The sequence below is a fragment of the Clostridium taeniosporum genome (assembly GCF_001735765.2).
In the GTDB taxonomy this organism is placed as follows: Bacteria; Bacillota; Clostridia; order Clostridiales; family Clostridiaceae; genus Clostridium; species Clostridium taeniosporum.
This window is the reverse complement of the sequence record NZ_CP017253.2, coordinates 1908989-1934426: the sequence shown is the minus strand read 5'-3', so window position 1 is coordinate 1934426 and position 25438 is coordinate 1908989. Positions and strand designations below refer to the sequence as shown.

The following is a 25438-nucleotide window of genomic DNA, read 5'->3' as shown; positions in this document are numbered from 1 at the left end:
AATAAATCCATTAATTCATTATATTTACATGTTATTATTAACGTGCAATTTATCAATGATAAAAGTGAATTTTAATTAGGCATATGAAATAAAATAACAAGTTCAAAACTACTATGAATATTTTTTAGTAGGCAAGGAGATAAAGTATTATCATAGTGGACCTATTATGGGATTTTGTTCACGTAGCATGAGAGAAAATATACTGGCAGATAGACTTACTATTTTTTTCATTGTGCTTTAAGTTCATTTAGGAGAAAATTAGTTTTATGTAAATTATAGAACTTAATTTTTTGATTATAGAAAGGTGTTTTTATTTTGTGGGAACTTATAAGAGTTTTAAATTTTGAAAATCAAATGAATTAAATATTAATTAAGAACTAAGAATGAACAATTGAGAGTTAAGTAAAAATTTTAAAAATAGAATTTAAAATATATTTTTAAAAAACTTAACGTTTTTACTATAACTCTCAACTTTCACCTAAAATGTGGTGTAACCACTTTCATATATTTTTATCTAGCTCCAAAGTTTTTGTTCAAATATATCTATAGGCATAGGTTTATCAAAAAGAAATCCTTGAGCCATATTACAACCAATCTCTGTTAAAAAGTCTGCCTGTTCTTTTGTTTCAATGCCCTCAGAAAGTACTACTATATTTAAATCTTGAGCCATTTTAACTATATTAGATATTATTACTTTTTCTTTGAAATTTATAGATGAATTAGGAAAAAATTCTTTATCTAATTTTAGTACATCAATAGGTAAATCTTTTAAAAGATTTAACGAAGAATATCCAGAACCAAAATCATCAATAGAACAAGTAAATCCAAGAGATTTTAAACTAGTGATTGCTTTAAGTAAGGCTTTAATATCATCAAAGAAGATACTTTCAGTTAATTCAAGTTCTATTAAATTAGTTGGAACATTATATTTTTTAGTTAATTTCTTTAATCTTGGGATAAAATCAATGTCATTTATATGAACTCTAGAAACATTTAAAGATATAGGGATAACTTTTTTACCAGAATTTATCCAAGAGTTCATTTTTTTAAAAATCTCTTCATATACATAAAAGTCTAATTCCGTTATAAAGCCGTTTTTTTCAAATAGAGGAATAAAGTCATTTGGAGGTATAAGTTTTTTGTTTGGACTCATCCACCGCACTAATGCTTCTGCACCAACTATTTTTTTCGTTAAAAGATCAATTTTTGGTTGTAAATATACTAAAAATTCATTATTATCTAATGAAGAAAACATTAAATTTTCAATTTCTTTTTCTTTAGTAATTTTTAAATGTAGCTTATGATCATATAAAGCATATCGACTCTTATGAGAACCTTTAATAGTTTTTCTTGCAATATTAGCACTATCTATTATTAAAGATAAATCCGTATCATTTGAATGTATTAAATATACTCCACAGATAATTGGAATTTTTAAATTATTAAAATAATTTTTTTGAGCCTCAATAAAGTTTTCATTAAAGATTTTAAACCTATTTTTTAAATTTTTTAAATTGTCATATTTTAATAGCAAAATAAAGTTATCAGCAGAAGCTCTACAAATGAGCTCATCACTATCTAAAAATGAAGAAACAAAATTTGCAAAGTAAATTAAAACTTTATTGCCAATAGCATGTCCTGAAGTTTCATTTATATATTTAAATCTATTAATATCACAATAAATAAGAGCAAATTTTGTATTAGATATACTTGTTAATAAATTTTTTGCAATTACTTCAAATTTAGATAAAGTAAGAACTCCTGTTAATGAATCTTTTGATGTTATCCTGTCAATAAAACTAGTGACATTAGAAAAACAAATTAAGTTAGCTTTTCTATCTAATGATAAATTTATTTCAGAAGCAGTAGAGCTAATCCAGCCATCAAAAGAATCATTGTAAAATTCTATTGTACTACTTTTTTGTTTGTTTTTATAAAGTTCAGGAAGGGGACAATATTTACAAGGTTTATCATTTTTTCCAATGGATTTATAGCACACTTCACCAACTTTGGCATTAGGATATAAATCTTTAGTATTAGGACTTAAATATATGAGTTTATATGAATCTGGTTCTAACATATAAGTATATAAACTTTGATTTTTAGCTACTGCTTGAGTTAATAATCTTTCATCTTCTAAAAGTTCTTTAGTACGCATATTTAATAGATAGGAACTTATTATTTTAGTTATAGATGTAAAAGATTCAATTTCAAAATCTGTCCATATATGATTTTCATAGCAAATATCAAAACAAACACAACCTTTAAATTTACCATTATCAAGAATTGGACTTTGAAAAATAGACTTATTTTTAAGGTCTTCATATATTTTTTCTAGTTTATTTGGTAAATTATAAGTATAAATATTAGAACAATTAAGATTTTTTCCATAATAAAAATTATTCAAATAAGTTTTCCAATTATTAAATTCTAAGTTTTGCATAATATGTTTTGAAGATAGAATATTTTTATCACACCATTCATAAGTTACACCAAGAATACTATCATTATTAGAAGTTTCTAATATACTTATACGACTTAATTTAAATGAAGTACCTATTTTAGCTAAAATTAAATTTATAGCGCTATTCACATCTTTAGTTTCTGATATTATGTCAAAAACATAATTACAAAAGTCATTTTCAAATATATGACTAAATCTTTTATAACTTTCATTTTCAGTGTAATAATTAAGAAAATGATTTTTGCTTTTGCTAAAAGAATCTAATTTATTACAATAAAATTCAAACTTATTTTTACCATTGTTTTTTGAACTGTATAGAGCCATATCTGCTTTCTTAAATAACTCATCATATGTAATACCATGAGTAGGGTACATAGATATACCTATACTACAAGAAATTATAAAATTATTATTTTCACCAGTATATATCTTTTTGAAACTTTCACAAAGTTCATTAGCTTTTTCAGATATTAGTTCATATGAATTAATATTTTTTATAAAAATTACAAATTCATCTCCACCAATACGGCCTATTATATCAGACTCTTTAAAAACTTTTTTTATGCTAGATGAAACTTCAGAAAGAACTGAATCACCAAACATGTGTCCAAGATTATCATTTACAGCTTTAAAATTATCAATATCAATAATCATAAGACAATGACATTTTTCTTTACCCGATGTGCTTATGTATTGTTTAATTAAAGACTTAGTAACTACTTTGTTATAAACTTTAGTAAGGGGATCAAGTTTAGCTTTTAATTTTAAAGCTTCAGTTTCTCGTTTCTCTTTATCTATATTTACTATATTTCCAATTGCTTTAATTGGTTCTTTTTCTTCAAATAATACAGTAGCTTGAATTCTAAACCATTTGAAACTACCATCAACAGTATTAATTCTAATATCAATTGATATAAAATCTTTCCCAGAAGAAAGTAATCTTATTAATCTTAAAAATTTAGGTACATCATCTTTATAGATTAAATTACTTTTTAGAGTTTCATATATAAAATTAGGAACATTATAATCTTTTCCTGTAATTGTAGTATATTTAATTGAATATACCATTTTGCAAGTCTGAATATCATAATCAAACAATATATTATTTGATTGTTCAGCGATTATTTTATAACGTTTTTTTTCTAATTCTAAATCATGTTGAATTTGTTTGAATTCTGTAATGTCAACAAGTATACAAATAAATTCAACAAAGTTATCTTCAGTAAAAAATTTATTTCCACTTAATAAAATCCATATTATTTCTCCATTTTTTTTCTGTATTTTAATTTCAAATTTTATATTATTATTAATAGATGAGTTATTTAATAATTGGTCATTTAATTTAAGAATATCATCCTTATTAAGTATTTTAATAAATTGATTTTCCATTAAAATTTTAAATTCTTCACGAGTATAACCTATTAATTTATAGAAACCATCATTTGCATAATTAATTGAAAAAAAATTATCACAAGATATAGTAGCAATCCCACCATCTATGCTATTTGTTATATGTTCAATTTGAATAGTTTTCTCTTCTAGAATTTTTTGTAGAAGATTGTAAGTGTATTTTTCTAGGGTTTCAGGAAAAAATTCATCATATTTTTGTGGGACATTTACAACAGCATTATGAATATGACAAATTTTAAATTCATTATTTATTAATTTGCACAATAAAGTTAATCGAGTAGGGATTTTAATTAATTTTTTACTTTTTAGGTAGCTTCTATAAGTGATTTTCCCTAATACTAGAATAACATCATCAGAAATAATGGTACTATCATAGATTTCTTTTTCAATTTGAAATTTTAAATTACAACTTTCTTTTTCAAGATGAAAAATATCTAAATCTTCATTTATATTATTACGAATATCTTTCGAACCTGTTCTTATCCAAGAGATATTGCTCTCATCAATATTTCCAAGTATAGTTTTAAAATCTTTTTCTATAAAGTAAGTATGTACTATTTTTTTTGCGAACATCTCTGCTTGTTGAACAAGTTTATCCATATATAGTCCTCTCTTTCACATAAATAAATCTATATAAGTAAATAATAGTGTTTTTAATAATATAAAAATTAAATCAGTTTATAACAATTTTAGTATAGCATATTATAATATTTAGGAAAATATTATAATAAAAACACTTTTATGTTAATTAATGAATTATTAAAAGAGATATTTTAATATATTATAAAAATATATATTAAAATGATAGTTTAAATTTAATTAAAAAAGTATTGTATAAATATTATAAAAAATTATGTATAAATATTATAAAAAATTATGTAAAAATATTAATGAAAAGTTTAAAAATAATTAAAATATTATGGAAAGTAACTCAAAGATTTCTATAATATATGATATAATTATTTTTGACATATTAAATTATTAAAAATAATATTATATATTTTAATACAAATGACAACATATATTAATAATTGACTTAAGGGGAGAAAAAATAGGTGAAAAAAAGATATCTAAAAAAGATAATACTTACATCTCTAACAATTACCATGTTTTTAAGTTTAAATTCTGTTACTGCATATGCTGTATGGCAAAAGGATTCAAAAGATAAATGGAATTGGATTGAAAATAATATTAAAGTAACTGGATGGAAAAACATAGATAATAATTGGTATCATTTTGATTCTAATGGAATTATGAGTACGGGTTGGCTACATGATAATAATAAATGGTATTACTTAGATACTAGTGGTACTATGCAAGTAGGCTGGTTTAAAGAAAGTGATAATAAATGGTATCATTTATCTACACGTGGATCAATGGATATAGGTTGGTTAAAAGATAATAATAAATGGTATTATCTATCAAGCTGTGGTGTTATGTCTACAGGATGGTTAAAGGATATGAATGAAAAGTGGTACTATTTATCAAATGATGGATCAATGTATACAGGGTGGTTAGATCATAATGGAGATATTTACTATTTTAACTCTAATGGTGAAATGATAACAGAAAAATTAGTAATTGATGGTGAGTCATATGATTTCTCAGAATATGGGAAATTGATAAGTAAAGAAATATCTGGTTCAATAGAAAGCGATGGGACAAGCAATGAAGAAATTAAAGAAGGATATGTTTTAACAGAAAGTGCACCGTTGAATATAAGAAAAGAACCATCAATTTCATCTGAAATATTAGGAACTATTCCTAGAAAAAGTAAAGTACAGGTTATAGGAAATGAGGTGGATGGTTTCTATAAAATTTCATATAAAGATTTAACAGGATGGTCAAGTTGTGAGTGGATAAAATTTATAAATACTGAAGATGATAATTTTGATGAAGATACTAACAATAATTTTGATGAAAATGTTGAAGAAGAGATAAAAGAAAACAACGAAGAAGAAATACAAAAAGATAACGAAGAAGAAATAGAAGAAAATAATAAAGATGATTTCAATGTAGAATTTGGAGAAGAAAGAACAGTACCGCCATCTTTAGATAATAAATATTATTATTCTAATAATAATATATTTTACAAAATAAAGCTTTCACCACCATTTTTTAAAAGTGATGGAAGTCCAATAATAGGAAATTGTACATGGTATGCATGGGGACGTATATGGGAGCTTACAGGAAAAGCTCCAATTGATGTAAATTTTACAGGAAATGGATATGAGTGGTGGCAAGCCAATCTTAAAACAGGAAAATATAAGACTGGAAATAAACCTAAAGTTGGAGCTTTAGCAGTATGGAAGTCTTCTTTAGCAGGTTCAGGTGGATATGGACATGTTGCAGTAGTTGAAAAAATAGAAAATGGTAAGGTATATATATCAGAATCATCTTGGCATGGATCATTATTTAAATATAGAGAATTATATAATATACAAGATTTATATGGATATATATATTTAGATGAACCAAATTATTAATTAACAGAATAAGAAAAAAGTTAAACTATATCTAAATAATAATAGATTGATATGCTCCTCCTATGGTAGACACATGAAATAATAAAAATGTCTATCATAAGGAGGAGTATTTTTTATGTCAATAAAAATTTCTAATGATGTGAAATTGATAATTGTTCAAAATATATTAAATAATGTAGTTAGTTTTGAAGAAGTAGCACGAAGCCTTGGAGTAGCATATCAGAGAATTCAAAGATGGATTGCTATTTATAGAGGCATCATGAGTATCAGTAAAGAATAAAAAATGATCATAAGTCACACCATTAGTAGTTTTTTCTATTACGCAAATAATTTTTATGAACAGTATTAAAAAAGAAATTAGTTATTTCTGCATTTATTTTATCGTCATTTACTATTTTATTTATAGATATATTATTATATGGAGTTTTTTTATTTACAGATTTATTCTTATTTTTTAAAGGTATTACTTTTGATTTAGTTTGGATTAATTTATTATTACTTTTTATAGTAGTTGTTTTCATATTATTTTTATACTTAACATACATTAATTCCATAATTATTTAACCTCTCAATATTAAAAAATTTAACTTTATATGATTTAATATATGATTAATAATATTTTTATATGTATAAATAATTAATGTTATGTTAAATTTTTGATATAATACAATAAATAAGTTCATTAGTAAAATTAATATTAATTGGGGGATTAATAGAGTATGGAATTTGGAGCTAAAGTTGTTAATGGGGAAATAGTAATAGTAGATACGGTTGATAAAGATCTAAGTTCTATAGAATATCAACCTATAACCATAAAAGTATGTGAAAATGTAGAAGTGTATATAAATAAGAAACTTTGTAAGGCAAATAATATTTATAAAGTTAAAGTAAGTGATGAAATAGAATGCAAAAATGTAAGTACAGAAGCAAAAAAGGAAGTTATAGTTGATATATCAAAAGATAAAATGAAAGCATTTGTAGTAGTAAATTATGTACCCAAAATAGAATATACACTTAAAGATAAACAATGTTCTTTAAATTTAGTTTTGGCTACAGAGGTATTAAAAGAAGAATATCCAGAATTTTTTAGCATAAATGAATTAAAAGATATACTAAAACAAAAAGGAGTAAAATATGGAATTAATGAAGAAGCTTTAAAAATTGCAACAGAAAGTAATGGGGAAAAAATTATTGTTGCTAATGGAGATGAAGCAGTAGATGATGTACCAGCAGAAATAAAACCATTATTTATACCAACAAAAATGTTTTTTCCAGATCCAGATTCGAAAGAAAGAGTAGATTATAAAAATTTATTTAGAATTTCAAATGTAAAAGCAGGAGATAAAATAGCAGAAATAATCCCTGAGACTCAAGGTAAAAATGGGATGAATGTATTTGGACAAGTTAAAAAAAAGAGGTATATAAGAAATGAACCCATAAAAACATCTAATGGATGCAAGATAGAAGGAAATAATGTTATAGCATTAATAGATGGTAAAGCTCATATCTTAAATAGAAGTATTGGAGTGAATCCTGTATATTCTGTAGAAAGTGTAAATATGGAAACCTGTAATATTACTTTTTATGGAGATATTGAAGTTTATAATAGTGTTGATGATCATATGAGTGTTAATGCTGGAGGAGCTTTAGATGTTAGTCATAATGTTAATACTTCAAAGGTAGTCACTGGTGGTGAAATTAATATACTAGGAAGTGCAATTAATTCTAAAATATTATGTGGACAAATTGACTTACAAAAAAAAGATTATTCTGAACTTTTAATTTTATATAAACATAATATTGAATTTCTAATCAATATTATGAAACAAGTTAATTTAGAAAAAATGAAATTTGACTTCAGAACAACTTTGAATTTGGTAATAGATGATAAATTTAAAGATTTCAAGAAGTTATCGTTAGATATAGTATCTACTAATATAAAGAATAAAATACGGTATAATAAATTGGTAGATTTAATTAGAGATAAAGTTTTAATGAATGGAATGTGTAATTTAAATTCTATTAAAGAGTTAAATAATTTTAATAATGTATTAGAAAATGAGTTAGAATATTATAATGAAAGTATGATAGTACCTTTAGATGTAAGAATAAATTATTGCCAGGATTGTTATATAAAATCTACAGGAAATATAATAATAAATGGTAATGGAGAATATACATCTTACTTAAATGCTATGAAAGATATAATATTTACTAAGTCAGATTCGGTAGCTAGAGGGGGAGTACTAGAAGCAGAAGGAAATATAAGTACTGGAATAATAGGTAGCACGGCTTGTGTACTTACTACTTTAAAAGTGCCAAGAAAGGGAAGGATAAGTGCAGTTGTTGCTTATCCAAATACAAAATTCTGCTTTGGTAAATCTTCAATGATATTAGAAGAAAAATTAGAGAATATTAATGTTTATTATGATGAACATTTTATGAGCATTGAAATTTCTAAATCGGCATACAGTAAATCTTAACTAAATACTAATAGGATAAAATTAATATTTAGTTTTTAAAGATTGAAAATTTAATAAGATTAATTGAGAATCTATAGTGAATAGATATAATTTATTAAATATTAAAAATAAATTTATAAGAAAGAGGTAATTTAAATGAAAGCTTATGAACGTTTTTTAAAATATGTAAAGGTGCATACCACATCAGATGAAAACTCTTCATCACATCCAACAACAAAAAGACAATTTGATTTAGCTAATTTACTTGTAGAAGAAATGAAAGATATGGGTTTTGAAAATGTAAGATGTGATGAAAATTGCTATGTTTATGGAGTTATTCCAGCAACTAAAGGTTATGAAGATAGAAAAAGCATAGGGCTTATAGCTCATATGGATACAGCACCATCAGCATGTGGAGAAAATGTAAAACCACAATTAATTGAAAATTATGATGGTAAAGATGTTATTTTAAAAGGAAATAATAGTGTTTTATCTCCAGAAAGATTTCCACATTTGAAAACTTTAGAGGGAAGAACACTTATTACAACAGATGGAACAACATTACTTGGAGCTGATGATAAAGCAGGAATTGCTGAAATACTTACTGCATGTGAAATTATAATTAATGAAAATATACCTCATGGAAAGATTTGTGTAGGATTTACGCCAGATGAAGAAGTGGGTAAAGGGGCAGATCTTTTTGATGTTAAAAATTTTAAAGCAGATTTTGCTTATACAATTGATGGTGGAATAGAAGGTGAAATAGCATATGAAAACTTTAATGCTGCAGGTGCAAAGGTAGAAATAAATGGGGTATCTGTTCATCCAGGAAGTGCTAAAAATACTATGATAAATGCTTTAAATGTAGCTATAGAATTCAATTCTATGTTACCAAATTGTGAAAAACCTGAGTACACAGAAGGGTATGAAGGATTTTACTATTTAGAAAAATTAAGTGGAAACACAGATAAAGCTAGTATGGAATATATTTTACGTGATCATGATGCAGAAAAATTTGAAGTTAAAAAATCTATTATGAAATTAGCTGAAAAACTTCTTAATGAAAAATATGGAGAAGGAACAGTAAAAGTTATATTAAAAGAACAATATAGAAATATGATTGAGCTTGTAAAACCATGTTTTCATTTAATAGATAATGCTGTGGAAGCAATGAAGGGTTTAAACGTGACACCAGTTGTTGAACCAATTAGAGGTGGAACTGATGGAGCTAGATTGAGTTATATGGGACTCCCATGTCCTAACCTTGGAACAGGGGGATATGCATTCCATGGAGAATATGAGCATATAACAGTTGAGGGGATGGATATTTGTACAAATATAATTATTGAGATATTAAAGAGATACGCAGAGGAATAAGTTTAAGATAATAACTATTTTAAGTACATTCAAATAAATAATTAGCATCTTTGACTTGTTATTTATTTTCATATGATTTAATTTTTATAATTATAGAATGGTAGATTTTGTGGGGGAAGTATTTATGGAACAAGAATTAAATTTAGAGGCTAATGAAAATTTAATAGCAACAATAAGATGTTATACTAAAAGTAGTAAGTTAACACAAGTTAAAAGTTTAATGATCAACTTATTTTTATGTCCTATTGCAGGAATTTGTAATAAGTATAGATTAACTATTACAGATAAAAATATATATTTAGAGCAGTTATCATATACTATATGGGGCTCATTATATGATGTTGTTCATACTGATAAATTTAATTTAGAGAGTATTAAGAAATTTAATGTGAAAATGTTAGAAGACAATAAAGAATTAATAACTATAGTTAATTCTGAAGATAAATATATAGAAGTGATAAATAATAATTTAAATGGAGAAAATATGGGAACAAAAGTATCAAAAATACTAAACAAATATTAAATTATTATATTTTATAAAAATTATGTAATTTAATAGAATAGAGAAAATATGGGGGCAACAAATATGAAGAAGGTAGTACAAGTAAAGAATGTAAAAATAGGTGAAGGTGTACCTAAAATATGTGTACCTATTGTAGGGAAGAATATTAAAGAAGTATTAGAAGAGGCTAGAATTTTAACAAACTTAAATATAGATATAGTAGAGTGGCGTGTTGATTTTTTTAAAGATGTTTTAGAAATAGAAAAAGTAAAAAGTACTCTTTTAAGATTAACTGAGATTTTAATTAATATACCTATTCTTTTTACTTTTAGGAATAAGGTTGAAGGTGGAGAAAAAGAAGTTTCTATTGAGTACTATATAAAATTAAATTCAGAAATAGCTAAAACTAAATTAGCTGATTTAATTGATGTTGAGTTATTTATTGGAGATAAAGTTATAAATGAAATAGTAGATGTTTGTCATAAAAATAATATAAAAGTTGTTATTTCAAATCATGATTTTAATAAGACACCACATAAAGAAGAAATAGTTTCCAGATTGCTTAGAATGATTGAATTAAAGGCTGACTTACCTAAAATAGCAGTTATGCCTAATAGTGAAAGTGATGTTTTAACTTTACTTTGTGCTACAAATGAAATGAAAGAAAAGTATCCAAACAATCCTATAATAACAATGTCAATGAATAGTATTGGAGTTATAAGTAGAATTTCAGGAGAAATTTTTGGATCTTGCTTGACTTTTGGATCTTCTAAAAAAGCGTCAGCACCTGGACAAATAGAAGCTAAAGAATTACATTCTGTGCTTCAATTATTGCACAAAAACATGTGATAAATTAAAGAGGTTCAAGGTAAAAAATAAGTAGGTTTAGGCTAAAAATTTATAGTATGCAGTTCATTTATTATAGATTTTTTAATTAGATTGTAGAATATTAAATTTAACAAAGTAAAATATTAGATGAGAGTATAGAGTTAAGGAAAAAATTCTGTATTAGAATTTTAAAATATATATTTTTAGGAAGTCAATGGTACCCTAAGCCTTAGCTCTAACTCTCATCTATTCAATCTTAACTAAAAAGTGTAACGTAGTGGCTTATTTAGTTATAGAATTATAATATATATAATTTTCGCCAAATAATTTTAAAGGAATTTTAAATTCAGGTATTCCAACACAATAAGGTGCTATTTCATATTGTTGATAATATATTACAAGATTATCTCCATTTATATAGAAATTTGCATTATCATTAATTCCTTCAAAGTTTTTTGATGAAATAAAGAAATTTTCAGGATTACTAGTGATTTGTTTTAATATTTCACTATTTATTATTTTCTTATAGTTATATCCATTAACAAATAAATTATTTAAAGATAATAAATCTTTTGTATTGTTATCTATTGTATATGCATTTCTTAAGGTATTTCCATGAGCACCGCCAGTATATGAATAAATGTCCATATATAAACTTGTTAATGATTGTGATTGATCAGTTAACTTGTAATTTACATTTAATACATATGGATAAGTTGTAAATTCTTTTGAAAACATATCAAAATATTTTTTACTCTCAGTTTTCATATTATATTCTAATAAGTTAATATCATTATTAATTCTTTCATTTATAATATTAATTTTTTCATTATTAGTTTCAGTTTTAAAATTAGCTAATTTAACATCTTCCTCTAAGTATGATGAATTATTAGAAGAGTTAGTTTCTATTACTTGTACTTTAGAACTATTTGTATCTATAGTAGAAGCAATGGCTTTTTCACCAGTAGTTAAAAATAAACATGTACTCATTACTAGTGTTAAACTTGCTAATATGATTTTTTTTATATAATTTCTTTTCATGGTATCATCCTCTCAATTGTTTGCTTTTTATTTATTTCTATAATATTATATTAATTCATAATTTACCAAAGTTTGTTACAAATACTTTACAAAACAATCTCAAATAATTTGCTTTAAAAAATTTAATAATTAAAGTTGATTTAAGGGAATTATATATATGAATAACAAAAGTTTATTAGTTTAAAATAGAATTTAGAATCATCATACTAGCATAGGCTTAGCCTAAGGAAATATATAATTGTGATATAATAAAAATATATTATGTTTTGAGGCACATTCAAATAAATAACTAGTCAGTATGATAGTTTATTTTGTGAACTACTTATTTCTTGGAATATATTAATAGCACAACTATTTGCAGAACTTAAGTCATTGTATTTCACAAAACATCTGTGGCATTTTTCACTTGTTATTTATTTTCATATGCTTAAGCAATTTTTAATTAAAAACATAAGTTGAAGTAAAGAACTAAATTAAAAAAATATATTGAAAATACAAAGAAAATAAATTCTTAAGTATATTTTTGGAGGTTTTTTAATGAAAAAAAATGCAGCACAAAGAGAATTTAAGAAATATAAAGGGCAAATAAATCAAATAGAAGAGATAGTAGAACATTCAAAGCCAGGAGCATTAATAGAACATGAGAGTGCTATTAGGAAAAAGTTAAGACATCTTAAGGAGTTTGAAAATCAAGGGTTAAAAGGTTTTAAAGAAGTTTATGAGAGATATGAAGAAGTATTAGAATATGTTTCAAAGAGAATGCTTGATTATTATAATAAGAAAAATAATACAAATTTTGATTTTTATCAAGTAATACGTGGTAATTATAATAACTTTTTAAATCAAGGTTTAATGACTGTTTTAACTAAAATGCATATACCAAAGTTAGTGGCTAAAGAATTTGAAGAAAAGTTCCCTGATAATCCTAAAGATGAATATAATCATGCTAGACATATGAAAAGAAAATTTTATATCCACTTAGGGGATACTAATACTGGAAAAACTTATAATGCAATAGAACGTCTTAAAAAAGCAAAAAATGGAGTTTATTTATCACCTCTTAGAATTCTTGCATTAGAGAATTTTGAAAAACTAAATAAAGAAGGAGTAGTTTGCGATTTATTAACAGGAGAAGAAGAAATAATAAATATTAATTCAACTCATGTTTCATGTACTATAGAGAAAGTTAATTTAAAAGAACACTATGATATAGCTGTAATTGATGAAATTCAAATGATTAGTGATACTCATAGAGGAATGGCTTGGAGTAAAGCGGTATTAGGATTACAATGTGATGAAATTCACATATGTGGCGCTGCTAATGCAAAATATATATTAGAAAAAATGATACGTGATTGTAATGATGAATACGAGATAAAGGAATATAAAAGATCAATTCCACTTGAAGTTGAATATAAGAATTTCAATTATAATGATGTTAAAGAGGGAGATGCTATTGTAGTATTTTCAAAAAAGAGAGTTTTAGAAATAGCAGAGGATTATTCAAGAAAAGGAATAAAAACCAGTGTAATATATGGGGATTTACCACCAGAAGTTAGAAGAATGCAGTATGAACAATTTGTAAATAAGGAAACAAAAGTTCTTGTAACAACTGATGCTATAGGAATGGGCGTTAATTTACCTATAAGAAGAATTATATTCATGAGTATAAGAAAATTTGATGGAGAAGAAGTAAGGGAATTAACTTCACAAGAAGTAAAACAAGTTGGTGGAAGAGCAGGAAGAATAGGTATATATGATGTTGGATATATTGCAGGAGTTGGTGGAACTGCAGATTTTATTAAATCTAAATTAGAAGTTAAAGATAATATTATAAGAGAAGCTGTAATTGGTCCATCAGAGGCAATATTACAAATAAAAAGTTTACCTTTAAATGAAAAGCTAGCTCTTTGGAGTACAAGAGAAGAAAAATTAGATTATTATACTAAAATGGATATTAGTGAATATATTTTGATTTTGAATAAAATTAAAAAATACAAATTAAAAGAAGAGGAACAATGGGATTTATTAAAAGTACCTTTTGATGTTTCAAGGGATGAGTTAATGGAGACATTCTTAAATTATGTAGATGAAGTATTTATTAATAAACAAGAAGAGGTATTTGCACCAGAATGTTATACAGGGAATTTAGAAGATTTAGAAATATATTATCAAAAGGTTAATATGTATTATTCATTCTCTAAAATATTTAATTTAAAGTTTGATGTTAAATGGGTTTATGATGAAAGAATGAGAATAAGTGAAGCAATAAATGAAATATTAGTAAAAATGTAGAGATATTTTTACTTAAAGTTATGTTTTTAAAGATAATTATAGTACACAAGAAGTAAGAAAATATAATAGACCAATATATAACTTATATTATGTTAAATAAGTAAATATGATTAGCAATAGTTAAAAATATCTACTTAGTTTAAAAAAATATATAGAAATATTTGGTCTATTATTATGCACGAGAATGTAGAATAATTTGTGTAAATTAAATATTTTAATATATTGTATAACTGGAAATTATGTTTCCAGTTATATTTTTAATATTTTTACAAATACTAAAACTACGTGGTTTCATAATTTTAGTATGCACTAAAATAAGTATTATATACTGTAATTTTCTAATAAGTACAAGCTATATTGCTAACGCTTCCTCGATTCTATCTTTGAACATTATTTCTAATTTTAAAAGAGTTATTCCCCAATTAGCTATTGGTGAAGTCCATTTTTTCATAACTTGATCTGTTGCTAAATATAATGATTTTCGCAAAGAATCATCTGTTGGAAATACTGTTCTAATTTTAGTGAATTTTCTTAATTGCCTATTAAATCCTTCTAGTGCATTAGTAGTGTAAATCATTTTTCTAATTTCTTTAGTATATGAAAAATATGTAGACAATCTATCCCAATTTTCATACCATGAATCTATTACAGTACTATAAACATCATCCCATTTATTCTTTAGCCTATCGAGCTGCGTTAGCGCTATCTCCTCTGTATCTGCTTTATACACCAGTTTTAAGTCTTTCATAAATTCTTTTCTATTTTTATATGATACATATTTCATTGAATTTCTTATTTGATGTATTATGCAATTTTGAATACATACTTTTGGAAAAACAGCTTTAATAGCATCTGGTAATCCTCTTAAACCGTCCATACATGCAATTAATATGTCTTTAACACCACGATTATTTAAATCATTACAAACGCTAAGCCAAAATTTTGCTCCTTCGGCTTCGCCAATCCATATTCCTAATATATCTTTATAGCCTTCCATATCAACACCCATGCAAATATAAGCAGCCTTTGTAACTATTCTATGTTCGTCTCTCACTTTAAAATGAATAGCATCCATATAAACTATAGGATACACAGGATCTAACATTCTATTTTGCCATTCAGCAGCTGCAATCATTACTTTATCTGTTATTTTAGATATCATTGATGGAGATACATCTATTCCATATAATTCTTCCAGTTCGGATTGAATGTCTCTTGTAGACATTCCACGAGCATATAAACCAATTATTTTTTTATCTAATTCATTACAATCAGTTTCATATTTTCTTATAGTTCTTGGTTCAAACTCTGATTTTCTATCTCTAGGAATATCTATAGGTATCTCCCCGTAGCTGCTTCTAACATCTTTTTTTGAATACCCATTTCTATAATTCTTGTCACTATCGTTATCGGTTCTCTCATATTTTTCTCTACCTAAATGTTCTTCCATTTCAGCTTCAAGTAGTTGTTGCATAACATCTTTTAATAATCTTTGCATTAACCCATTCTTACCCACAACATCGTCCATACTTTTGCATTTCTTTATTTCTTCTTGATAATTTATATCTGGTACTCTCATTTGTAATCCTCCTCTAATATTCATAAGTATATTATTCCAAATCTACCATAAAACCATTCAAAAAAAGATGTAGTAGATTTGCTTTTACACAAATCTCACTACATCCCCTTATGCACTTAATTTATATTTTAAAATTATTTATATATTAAGTATTTAAATGTTATTTATAGTAAGTCTTTTGTTAAAACTTATAAGCTAGGATTTACAACTGCTAATAATGTATCAGGATCAGTTGTAACTATTACATCATTTGATATTTTGATATCTTTAACAAATAGCTTATCTTCACAATTCATTTTAGATACATTAACTTCAAGAAATTCAGGTATTTTTTCAACATCACCTTGAAAGTCAATAAATGGAGTAAAGGTTTCTAATACTAACCTTTTACTTTCTAAATTTTCTTTACCCACATATTTAATAGGAATTTTCATTTTAATCTTTTCTTTTGGTATTACAGATTGAAAACTAACATGTAAAATTTCATTAGTATTAATTTTCTGTATTTCTTTAACTACACAGTTGAATTTTTTGTTATTTAATTCTAAAGCTATAATAGAACCACTATTATTATTTTTTAACAATTTATCAAGTTCACTTTTGTCAATTTTAATGGAGATTGATTCTTTTAAGAATTCTCCAAAAATAACCCCTGGAATTAGTCCGGTTTTTCTAAGTCTGTTTTTATTTTCTTTTGTATTTCTTTCATATACCTTAAATGCTAAGTTTGTCATAATAAATAACCTCTTTTCCAATTTTTTATTTTACTCTGATTTTTATTAAACTCATCAAAATAAGTTAAGGTGCATAAATTCATACAAAAAATGAATTTCAATGCATAAAAACTACATTAAGAGCTTAACTTTTAAGCTCCACATATGCATCAACCTCCTTTTGGTTATTAATTAAAGCATAATAAATATATACTAAAAAGTCAAATATAGGAAAAGAGGTATCTGAAATAATATTATTCACAAGGGTTTGCAATAGCTAATAATGTATCAGGATCAGTTAATATTGAAATATCATTAGGAATATTTATATCATTAACAAATAATTTATCTTCACAATTCATATTTGATACATTAATTTCTAAAAATTCAGGTATTTTTTCAACATCACCTTGGAAGTCAATAAAAGGAGTAAAGGTTTCTAATACTAACCTTTTACTTTCTAGATTTTCTTGTCCAATATATTTTATTGGAATTCTCATCTTAATTTTTTCATTTGGCTCTACATATTGAAAACTAACGTGTAAGATTTTACTAGGACTAAGTTTTTGAATTTCTTTAACTACACAATTTAGCTCTTCATCATTTAATTTTAAAGTAATAATAGAACCGCTATTGTTAGTTGTTATCATTTTATTAAAATCTATATTTGACATTTTAATAGGAATTGATTCTTCTAAAACTCCACCAAATATTACCCCAGGAACTAAGCCTGTCCTCCTAAGTCTTTTTTTATTTTCTCTTACACTTCTTTCGTATACATTAAATGATGTATTTAACATTAATAAATCCCTCTTTTCTAATTTTTATAATTTAGACCAAATATATAAAAAGTGAATATATATTTACATGTATATTAAATATGATAAGATTTTATTAAAACTTTACATATAAATATAACTCTTTATTATTTAATATTTCTTAAGGGATAAAAATATACATTTAATCAAAAAAAATAAGTGTAAAATTATTAATATCTTATATAAAGCTATAATTTATATTAAAAATTTTAAATAATATATATTTAAAATTAAAAATAATATGAATTTAAAACAATAAAATGCGTTTTTATTAATGTGGATTATGCAGAATAATAAATATATAGTATAATATATTTATAATGTTTTACTAAAATTATCATAACATATTTATATATATGTATTTTTAGTATATACTGTTAATAGTTAATATATTTAAAATACAAAGATAAATTATAAATTATAAATAAAGGGAGAGAAACTAATGACTGAATTAAATCATGAGCTTGGAATAATAGCATTAGAAAGCTGTAAAGAGTTAGGTAAGGCTATAGATGACTTTATTAGAAAAAATAGAAAACAAGAAGAGTCATTTTTAATACCAATTAACGAAGTAAGATTTTCTAATGGTGAAGGAAAGGTTAAGATTTCTGAAACAGTAAGAGGGAAAGATATTTATATATTATGTGATATAGGAAATTATAGTTGTACATATAAAATGTTTGGTTTCAAAAATCATAAGGGTCCTGATGAACACTTCCAAGACATAAAAAGAACAGTTTCAGCTATTAGAGGAAAAGCTGCTAGAATTACTGTAATAATGCCACTTCTTTATGAATCAAGACAACATAGACGTAAAGGAAGAGAATCTTTAGACTGTGCTTTAGCACTTCAAGAACTTGAAAGATTAGGAGTAGATGAAATTCTTACTTTTGATGTTCATGATCCTAACATTCAAAATGCTATTCCATTATTATCTTTTGAAAATCTATATCCAACTTATGATATAGTAAAATCAATTATAGTGAATGAAAAATCATTGGAACTTGATAAAGAAAAACTATTAGTAATAAGTCCAGATACTGGTGCCATGGATAGAGCTATTTACTATTCGAGTGTATTAGGTGTTGATGTTGGATTATTCTATAAGAGAAGAGATCATTCAACTATAGTTAATGGAAAAAACCCTATAGTGGAACATGAATATATGGGAAGAGAAGTTGAAGAAAAAGATGTTTTAATAGTTGATGATATGATAGCATCTGGGGAATCTGTTCTTGATATTGCAAAAGAATTGAAAAAAAGAGGTGCTAGAAATGTATATGTAGCTGCTACTTTTGCATTCTTCACTGAAGGTCTTGATAAATTTAACAAGGCATATGAAGATGGATTAATAAAGAGAATTTACTCTACTAATTTAACATATATACCTAAATCATTAAAAGATGTTGAATGGTTTACAAGCACTGATATGTCAGAATTTGTTTCTAGAATAATAAATAGATTAAATCATGGTAAATCAATTTCTAAGTACATGGATGCAACAAGAATAATACATAATTTATTGAATAAATAATATTTTAATTAAAACAAAATTTGCTTAAATAAGAATTAAGTCATAAAATAAGCTATGTTATTTTTAAATAATATAGCTTATTTTAGTATAATTAATGCAACATTTTATTTAAAATAGTTGTTGCGTAGTCAATGTTCTATCTGTTTTATTATATAAATGTTTATGGTAAAATTATAAGAAAGCGATAGTATTTAGAAAGGAAGTTTACAAATGAAATGGCTTAATAAACTGGAAAGAAAGTTTGGCAAGTATTATATACCCAATTTAATGTGGTTAGTTATTAGTTTAAGTGCTCTTGTATATGTTATAACATATTTTATTTTAGGAAATTTTAATTATATAAATAAATTAGTTTTATATCCTGAAGCAGTTATGAATGGTGAAATTTGGAGACTTATTACTTTTGTATTAATTCCACCATTAAGTGGAAACTTACTTGTGGTAATAATAACTTTATATTTTGAGTACATCGTAGGTACTAATTTAGAAAATGTATGGGGTGGATTTAAATTTAACGTTTATTTTTTTGTTGGAGTGATAAGTACTATAATAATATCATTTTTAACAGGAACTGTAGCCACAGGTTCAGCTGTTACATTATCACTTTTTTTAGCATTTGCAAAACTATTTCCTGAACATACAGTATTATTATTTTTTATAGTACCTATAAAGATGAAATGGCTTGGTTATTTAGCATGGGCTAAAATAATATTTGATATAGTTTATTCGTTAATACATGGTGGTGGTTTTATAGGTGTAATTGTTTGTTTAATTCCAATAATTAATTATTTATTATTTTTTGCAAAAAGTGATTATAAAAAAAGAAAAGTTAGAACTAATTCTGTAATAAAAATGAGTGAATATAAGAAGAAGTCAATAAAAACCAAGAAAAAAGGGTATAGATATAAATGTGTGGTTTGTGGCATAACAGATAAAGATGATTCTAATATGTTATTTAGATATTGTAGTAAATGTAAGGGTGATCAGGTATATTGTGAGAAACATATATATGATCATGAGCATATAATAGAATAGAGAAAAAATTATAAATGAAGAAAGCCTAATAAAATGATTATAAAATCAATTTGTTAGGCTTTTTTGGTTAAATAAGATTTTGGGAATATATAAAACAAAACTATGAATTTTTAGGGGATGTAGTGAGATTTGTGTAAAAGCAAATCTACTACATCTTTTTTTGAATGGTTTTATGGTAGATTTGGAATAATATACTTATGAATATTAGAGGAGGATTACAAATGAGAGTACCAGATATAAATTATCAAGAAGAAATAAAGAAATGCAAAAGTATGGACGATGTTGTGGGTAAGAATGGGTTAATGCAAAGATTATTAAAAGATGTTATGCAACAACTACTTGAAGCTGAAATGGAAGAACATTTAGGTAGAGAAAAATATGAGAGAACCGATAACGATAGTGACAAGAATTATAGAAATGGGTATTCAAAAAAAGATGTTAGAAGCAGCTACGGGGAGATACCTATAGATATTCCTAGAGATAGAAAATCAGAGTTTGAACCAAGAACTATAAGAAAATATGAAACTGATTGTAATGAATTAGATAAAAAAATAATTGGTTTATATGCTCGTGGAATGTCTACAAGAGACATTCAATCCGAACTGGAAGAATTATATGGAATAGATGTATCTCCATCAATGATATCTAAAATAACAGATAAAGTAATGATTGCAGCTGCTGAATGGCAAAATAGAATGTTAGATCCTGTGTATCCTATAGTTTATATGGATGCTATTCATTTTAAAGTGAGAGACGAACATAGAATAGTTACAAAGGCTGCTTATATTTGCATGGGTGTTGATATGGAAGGCTATAAAGATATATTAGGAATATGGATTGGCGAAGCCGAAGGAGCAAAATTTTGGCTTAGCGTTTGTAATGATTTAAATAATCGTGGTGTTAAAGACATATTAATTGCATGTATGGACGGTTTAAGAGGATTACCAGATGCTATTAAAGCTGTTTTTCCAAAAGTATGTATTCAAAATTGCATAATACATCAAATAAGAAATTCAATGAAATATGTATCATATAAAAATAGAAAAGAATTTATGAAAGACTTAAAACTGGTATATAAAGCAGATACAGAGGAGATAGCGCTAACGCAGCTCGATAGGCTAAAGAATAAATGGGATGATGTTTATAGTACTGTAATAGATTCATGGTATGAAAATTGGGATAGATTGTCTACATATTTTTCATATACTAAAGAAATTAGAAAAATGATTTACACTACTAATGCACTAGAAGGATTTAATAGGCAATTAAGAAAATTCACTAAAATTAGAACAGTATTTCCAACAGATGATTCTTTGCGAAAATCATTATATTTAGCAACAGATCAAGTTATGAAAAAATGGACTTCACCAATAGCTAATTGGGGAATAACTCTTTTAAAATTAGAAATAATGTTCAAAGATAGAATCGAGGAAGCGTTAGCAATATAGCTTGTACTTATTAGAAAATTACAGTATATAATACTTATTTTAGTGCATACTAAAATTATGAAACCACGTAGTTTTAGTATTTGTAAAAATATTAAAAATATAACTGGAAACATAATTTCCAGTTATACAATATATTAAAATATTTAATTTACACAAATTATTCTACATTCTCAATTTTTACGTTCAATTGCTTTGTTTATAAAGCTATCTTTTTTTACACATACACGCTCATGCTCACCAGTAGCAATTAAGCCTTTATTATCAAATGCTTTTAATGAAAAAGAATATTTACGACCATCTACAGCTATAAGTTCAGCTTCGGCATATACTTTAACACCTTCAACAGTTGCTGCTAAATGATTTACTGTTATTTTAGTTCCAACAGTAGTATAAATATCGTCTAAAAAATTTTGTGCTAAATCAGCAGCAGCACCCTCCATAATAGCTGCAACCATTGGTGTGGCAAAAACTTCAACACTTCCGCTTCCAACATTAACTGCTAACGTATCTTTTGTAACTAAAAGTTCCCTTTTAGATATTTTTCCGATTTTTGGTTCGTTCATCATGTATTCATCCTTTCATTTAAAGTATAGTTAAATTATAACATATTTGATACGATTACACTAGATATATGTAAGTTTTTATATATAGTTGAAAAATTATGAAAAGTAAATTTATTTAAATGCACGTTATTATAACTATTAGAAGATAAAAAATATGTAGCCGCTAATATTTAATATTAACGGCTAAAATACTAAAGATTATTGTATAAAATTATATTAATAGAAAGTTCTTCTTGATGAAATCAATCTTATTTCTGTAGGATCTTCTACTGTATATTTGTTATTATAATCATAATAATAGTAATTATTGCTATTATAATTCTTCCCTGAGGTTCTATTAAATAATTTAGATATACCAGACCATAAGTGTGTTAAAATTTCCGATAAATCTAATGAATTTTCTAATTTTTTATTATGAGAGATATTTTTTGTAGCAGAAGCCACAAAGTTTACTTTATATTTTTTTAATGTTCCATAGTTCATAACAATCCCTCCGATTTTAAAAAATATTTTACAATAAAATTCTTTGAATAAAAACCTTTTCTTAAATATAATATAACCTATTTTTTTTATATTTACACCTTGACTAAATTAACAATTTATTAAAAATTTTATTTTAAACTAAAAAAGTATTTAGAAATATCTTCAAAATCTAATTTATAGTATTAAATTATTAATTTAATATCTAAATTAATAAAAACAATAAAATTTCAAAAATTTTCTATTCACATTAATTAAAAAAATCTAGTAATTTAAAAATTATGTCAAATATGTTTCACAATTTATACTATTGAGTTATAATTTATTTATATACTTTAGGAATATGAAAATAAATAACAAGTCAAAGATACTACGGATATTTTGTGAAATACAATGACTTGGGTTCTAATAATAGTTATACTATTATTAGTTTCTGAGGAAGTAGTAGTTCACAAAATAAACTAGCACACTGACTGGTTATTTATTTGAATGTCCTTATTAAGAAAAATACAAGAGATTAAGTGTAGGGAGAATGCAGCTATGAATATTATCGGATGTGTATTAATATTAAAAGATGATTTTAACAACATTTTAGTTTTAAAAAAGAAAGTTAAAAGAGGTCAAAAAGAAATATGGTCACTACTTAATTCACCATTAAAGGGTAAAAAAGATTGCGAGAAAACTTTAAGTAAAGCAGCAAATAAAAGCTTAAAAACAGTGCTGTTTGAGCTTAAAGAATTTAAAGAATTTAGCATAAATGAAGAAGAAGCAGTAAAAGTATATACTGGAGTATTAAGAGAAAGATATGTATTAGAAAAAAGTTATGATGATGCAAATTGGATAAATAAAAATAACTTAGAAAAATATGAATTTGGAGAACTTGATAATAGAATATTAAATGAATACTTTAAATAATATATTTTTATAAACATACTATATTCGGTTTATAATGTTTAAAAAGAAGTTATTACAGAATTAACTAAAAATTAATTTTGTAATAACTTTTTTCATATCTGGGAAAATATAAAAGTTTTAAAAACTGATAAAATCTAGGTTAAATCAAATATTATACAATTTATTTTTTATAAGTAATAAATTATTAATAAATTCGTAAAAAATAAGAAATTACTTTGTTTTATAATAAAAGTAACCTTTTATACTAATAAAATTAAATTTACCTATATATTTATTTAATAGTAGAGTTGATATTAGAATTTTATAGTGTATAAATACATGTAAGGAGAATATTATGAAAAGGAAATTTACAATTATAATTATATCTATGTGTATATTTTTAAATCCAATAAGTAATACACTAAAAGTATCTGCAGAACCAAATAACTTAAGTATAAATGAAGTTGTTCAGAATATACAGGAATATGATAATAAAATTGAAACAAATATGGACAAGTTAAATAAATATAAGGAGCAAATTTTACAAAAAGAAAAACAAATAAAAGCAAATGAAGAAGAATTAGAAGTTGCTAAAAAAAACTTAGAAGAAAAGGATAAATTATTATCTGAAAGATTAAGAAGTGTTCAGATGGATGGTGGATTTGAAGTAACACCATTAAAATATTTAGAAGCTTTTTTAAATTCAGGAAATATAATGGATGCTGTTGAGAAAGTTCAATTAATTTCCAAGATGTGTAAAAATGATAAAAAACTTGTAACAGAAGCTAAAAATGCAGAACAAAATCTTAGTGATATGAAAAATAAAATAGAGAACGAGAATAAAGAGTTACAAAAAAATAAAGATGAAATAGAAAAATATATTAGAGATTTAGAGGATGAAAAGAAACAACTTATAGATTATGTAAAAGAAAATAGTAATATATTAGTAGATAGTACAAGCAGTATAATACCTATAACATTACCATCCGATATATCAGAAGAAGCAAAAGTTATAATAAACGAAGCTCAAAAGTATCTGGGAATTCCTTATTTGTGGGGAGGAACTACGCCACAAGGCTTTGACTGTTCAGGTCTTATGCAATATGTATTTAATGTAGAAAAAATAGAATTACCAAGAGTATCAGAAGAACAACAAGGTTTTACTAAACCTATTAGTTTATCAGAATTAAAACCAGGAGATTTAGTGTTTAATAAATCATCAAATTCAACACACGTTGGCCTTTACATAGGTGATAATAAATACTTACATGCTCCTCATACAGGAGATATTGTAAAAATAAGTACATTAAGTACTTCTAATATGAAATATGCTGGAAGAGTGTTAAAAGACTGATAACAATAGATTTTCAGCTAGATTATAATCAAAATTTTCACTGTTCACATTATTAGAAAATTTATATAAATGATGTGAATGGTGATTTTTTTAGAAAGAAAATTTTATAGAAATCCAATTATTAAGGTTAAATTTTTTAAATTATAACATTAACC

At 24.8% G+C, this 25438-nt stretch carries 20 protein-coding genes; 12 read left to right on the top strand and 8 right to left on the bottom strand.

What is annotated here, in order from left to right; translation table 11 throughout:
• Positions 1 to 514: 514 nt before the first annotated feature.
• Positions 515 to 4474 carry a bifunctional diguanylate cyclase/phosphodiesterase gene (locus BGI42_RS08880; protein ID WP_192875368.1) on the bottom strand — a complete coding sequence of 1320 codons (3960 nt, stop codon included), beginning with the start codon at positions 4472 to 4474 and terminating at the stop codon, positions 515 to 517.
• Between the two features lie 455 nt (positions 4475 to 4929).
• On the opposite strand from BGI42_RS08880, the gene BGI42_RS08875 reads away from it, so the two are divergent.
• Positions 4930 to 6360, top strand: coding sequence for a CHAP domain-containing protein (locus BGI42_RS08875; RefSeq protein WP_069679971.1), 1431 nt, complete (start codon positions 4930 to 4932; stop codon positions 6358 to 6360).
• A 115-nt stretch (positions 6361 to 6475) separates the two neighbouring features.
• Positions 6476 to 6640, top strand: a complete 165-nt coding sequence (locus tag BGI42_RS15970) for a transposase (protein ID WP_125461018.1) — start codon at positions 6476 to 6478, stop codon at positions 6638 to 6640.
• A 22-nt stretch (positions 6641 to 6662) separates the two neighbouring features.
• Here BGI42_RS15970 and BGI42_RS08870 read toward each other — a convergent pair whose 3' ends face one another.
• Positions 6663 to 6914 carry a hypothetical protein gene (locus BGI42_RS08870; RefSeq protein WP_069679970.1) on the bottom strand — a complete coding sequence of 84 codons (252 nt, stop codon included), beginning with the start codon at positions 6912 to 6914 and terminating at the stop codon, positions 6663 to 6665.
• A gap of 165 nt (positions 6915 to 7079) precedes the next feature.
• On the opposite strand from BGI42_RS08870, the gene BGI42_RS08865 reads away from it, so the two are divergent.
• From BGI42_RS08865 to aroD, 4 genes are all read left to right on the top strand, one after another.
• Positions 7080 to 8843: a FapA family protein gene (locus BGI42_RS08865; protein WP_069679969.1), complete on the top strand. Its 1764-nt coding sequence runs from the start codon at positions 7080 to 7082 to the stop codon at positions 8841 to 8843.
• A gap of 135 nt (positions 8844 to 8978) precedes the next feature.
• Positions 8979 to 10199, top strand: a complete 1221-nt coding sequence (gene pepT / locus BGI42_RS08860; RefSeq protein WP_069679968.1) for a peptidase T — start codon at positions 8979 to 8981, stop codon at positions 10197 to 10199.
• 124 nt (positions 10200 to 10323) lie between these two features.
• Complete coding sequence (locus BGI42_RS16075) at positions 10324 to 10722, top strand: hypothetical protein (RefSeq protein WP_069679967.1); 399 nt, start codon at positions 10324 to 10326, stop codon at positions 10720 to 10722.
• A 63-nt stretch (positions 10723 to 10785) separates the two neighbouring features.
• On the top strand, positions 10786 to 11550 hold the full coding sequence (aroD, locus tag BGI42_RS08850) for a type I 3-dehydroquinate dehydratase (protein ID WP_069679966.1): 765 nt from the start codon (positions 10786 to 10788) through the stop codon (positions 11548 to 11550).
• Positions 11551 to 11811: 261 nt separating this feature from the next.
• Here the strand turns inward: aroD and BGI42_RS08845 are convergent, their stop codons facing one another.
• Complete coding sequence (locus BGI42_RS08845) at positions 11812 to 12570, bottom strand: DUF3298 and DUF4163 domain-containing protein (RefSeq protein WP_069679965.1); 759 nt, start codon at positions 12568 to 12570, stop codon at positions 11812 to 11814.
• A gap of 537 nt (positions 12571 to 13107) precedes the next feature.
• Here BGI42_RS08845 and BGI42_RS08840 point away from each other — a divergent pair.
• The gene (locus BGI42_RS08840) at positions 13108 to 14865 is read left to right on the top strand and encodes a helicase-related protein (RefSeq protein WP_069679964.1); all 1758 of its coding nucleotides are present in this window, start codon (positions 13108 to 13110) and stop codon (positions 14863 to 14865) included.
• A gap of 352 nt (positions 14866 to 15217) precedes the next feature.
• Here the strand turns inward: BGI42_RS08840 and BGI42_RS08835 are convergent, their stop codons facing one another.
• From BGI42_RS08835 to BGI42_RS08825, 3 genes are all read right to left on the bottom strand, one after another.
• Positions 15218 to 16444 (bottom strand): IS256 family transposase, encoded by a 1227-nt coding sequence (locus tag BGI42_RS08835; protein ID WP_069678411.1) that lies wholly within the window; start codon positions 16442 to 16444, stop codon positions 15218 to 15220.
• A gap of 188 nt (positions 16445 to 16632) precedes the next feature.
• Positions 16633 to 17178, bottom strand: coding sequence for a 50S ribosomal protein L25 (locus BGI42_RS08830; RefSeq protein WP_069679963.1), 546 nt, complete (start codon positions 17176 to 17178; stop codon positions 16633 to 16635).
• 233 nt (positions 17179 to 17411) lie between these two features.
• Positions 17412 to 17957 carry a 50S ribosomal protein L25 gene (locus tag BGI42_RS08825; RefSeq protein WP_069679962.1) on the bottom strand — a complete coding sequence of 182 codons (546 nt, stop codon included), beginning with the start codon at positions 17955 to 17957 and terminating at the stop codon, positions 17412 to 17414.
• Positions 17958 to 18417: 460 nt separating this feature from the next.
• Here BGI42_RS08825 and BGI42_RS08820 point away from each other — a divergent pair, with 460 nt between their 5' ends.
• The 3 genes from BGI42_RS08820 to BGI42_RS08810 all read left to right on the top strand — a co-directional run bounded on the left by BGI42_RS08820 (position 18418) and on the right by BGI42_RS08810 (position 21992).
• Positions 18418 to 19509, top strand: coding sequence for a ribose-phosphate pyrophosphokinase (locus BGI42_RS08820; RefSeq protein ID WP_069679961.1), 1092 nt, complete (start codon positions 18418 to 18420; stop codon positions 19507 to 19509).
• 210 nt (positions 19510 to 19719) lie between these two features.
• The gene (locus BGI42_RS08815; RefSeq protein WP_069679960.1) at positions 19720 to 20544 is read left to right on the top strand and encodes a rhomboid family intramembrane serine protease; all 825 of its coding nucleotides are present in this window, start codon (positions 19720 to 19722) and stop codon (positions 20542 to 20544) included.
• Between the two features lie 221 nt (positions 20545 to 20765).
• Positions 20766 to 21992 (top strand): IS256 family transposase, encoded by a 1227-nt coding sequence (locus BGI42_RS08810; protein WP_069678411.1) that lies wholly within the window; start codon positions 20766 to 20768, stop codon positions 21990 to 21992.
• A 170-nt stretch (positions 21993 to 22162) separates the two neighbouring features.
• On the opposite strand, the gene BGI42_RS08805 is transcribed toward BGI42_RS08810, so the two are convergent.
• Both BGI42_RS08805 and BGI42_RS08800 read right to left on the bottom strand, forming a co-directional pair.
• Complete coding sequence (locus BGI42_RS08805; protein WP_069679959.1) at positions 22163 to 22555, bottom strand: thioesterase family protein; 393 nt, start codon at positions 22553 to 22555, stop codon at positions 22163 to 22165.
• Between the two features lie 216 nt (positions 22556 to 22771).
• Entirely contained in the window at positions 22772 to 23038 is a 267-nt protein-coding gene (locus tag BGI42_RS08800) for a hypothetical protein (RefSeq protein ID WP_069679958.1), read from the bottom strand.
• A 537-nt stretch (positions 23039 to 23575) separates the two neighbouring features.
• Here BGI42_RS08800 and BGI42_RS08795 point away from each other — a divergent pair.
• Positions 23576 to 23950, top strand: coding sequence for a hypothetical protein (locus BGI42_RS08795; protein ID WP_069679957.1), 375 nt, complete (start codon positions 23576 to 23578; stop codon positions 23948 to 23950).
• A gap of 334 nt (positions 23951 to 24284) precedes the next feature.
• Entirely contained in the window at positions 24285 to 25283 is a 999-nt protein-coding gene (locus tag BGI42_RS08790; RefSeq protein ID WP_069679956.1) for a C40 family peptidase, read from the top strand.
• The last annotated feature ends 155 nt before the right edge of the window (positions 25284 to 25438 follow it).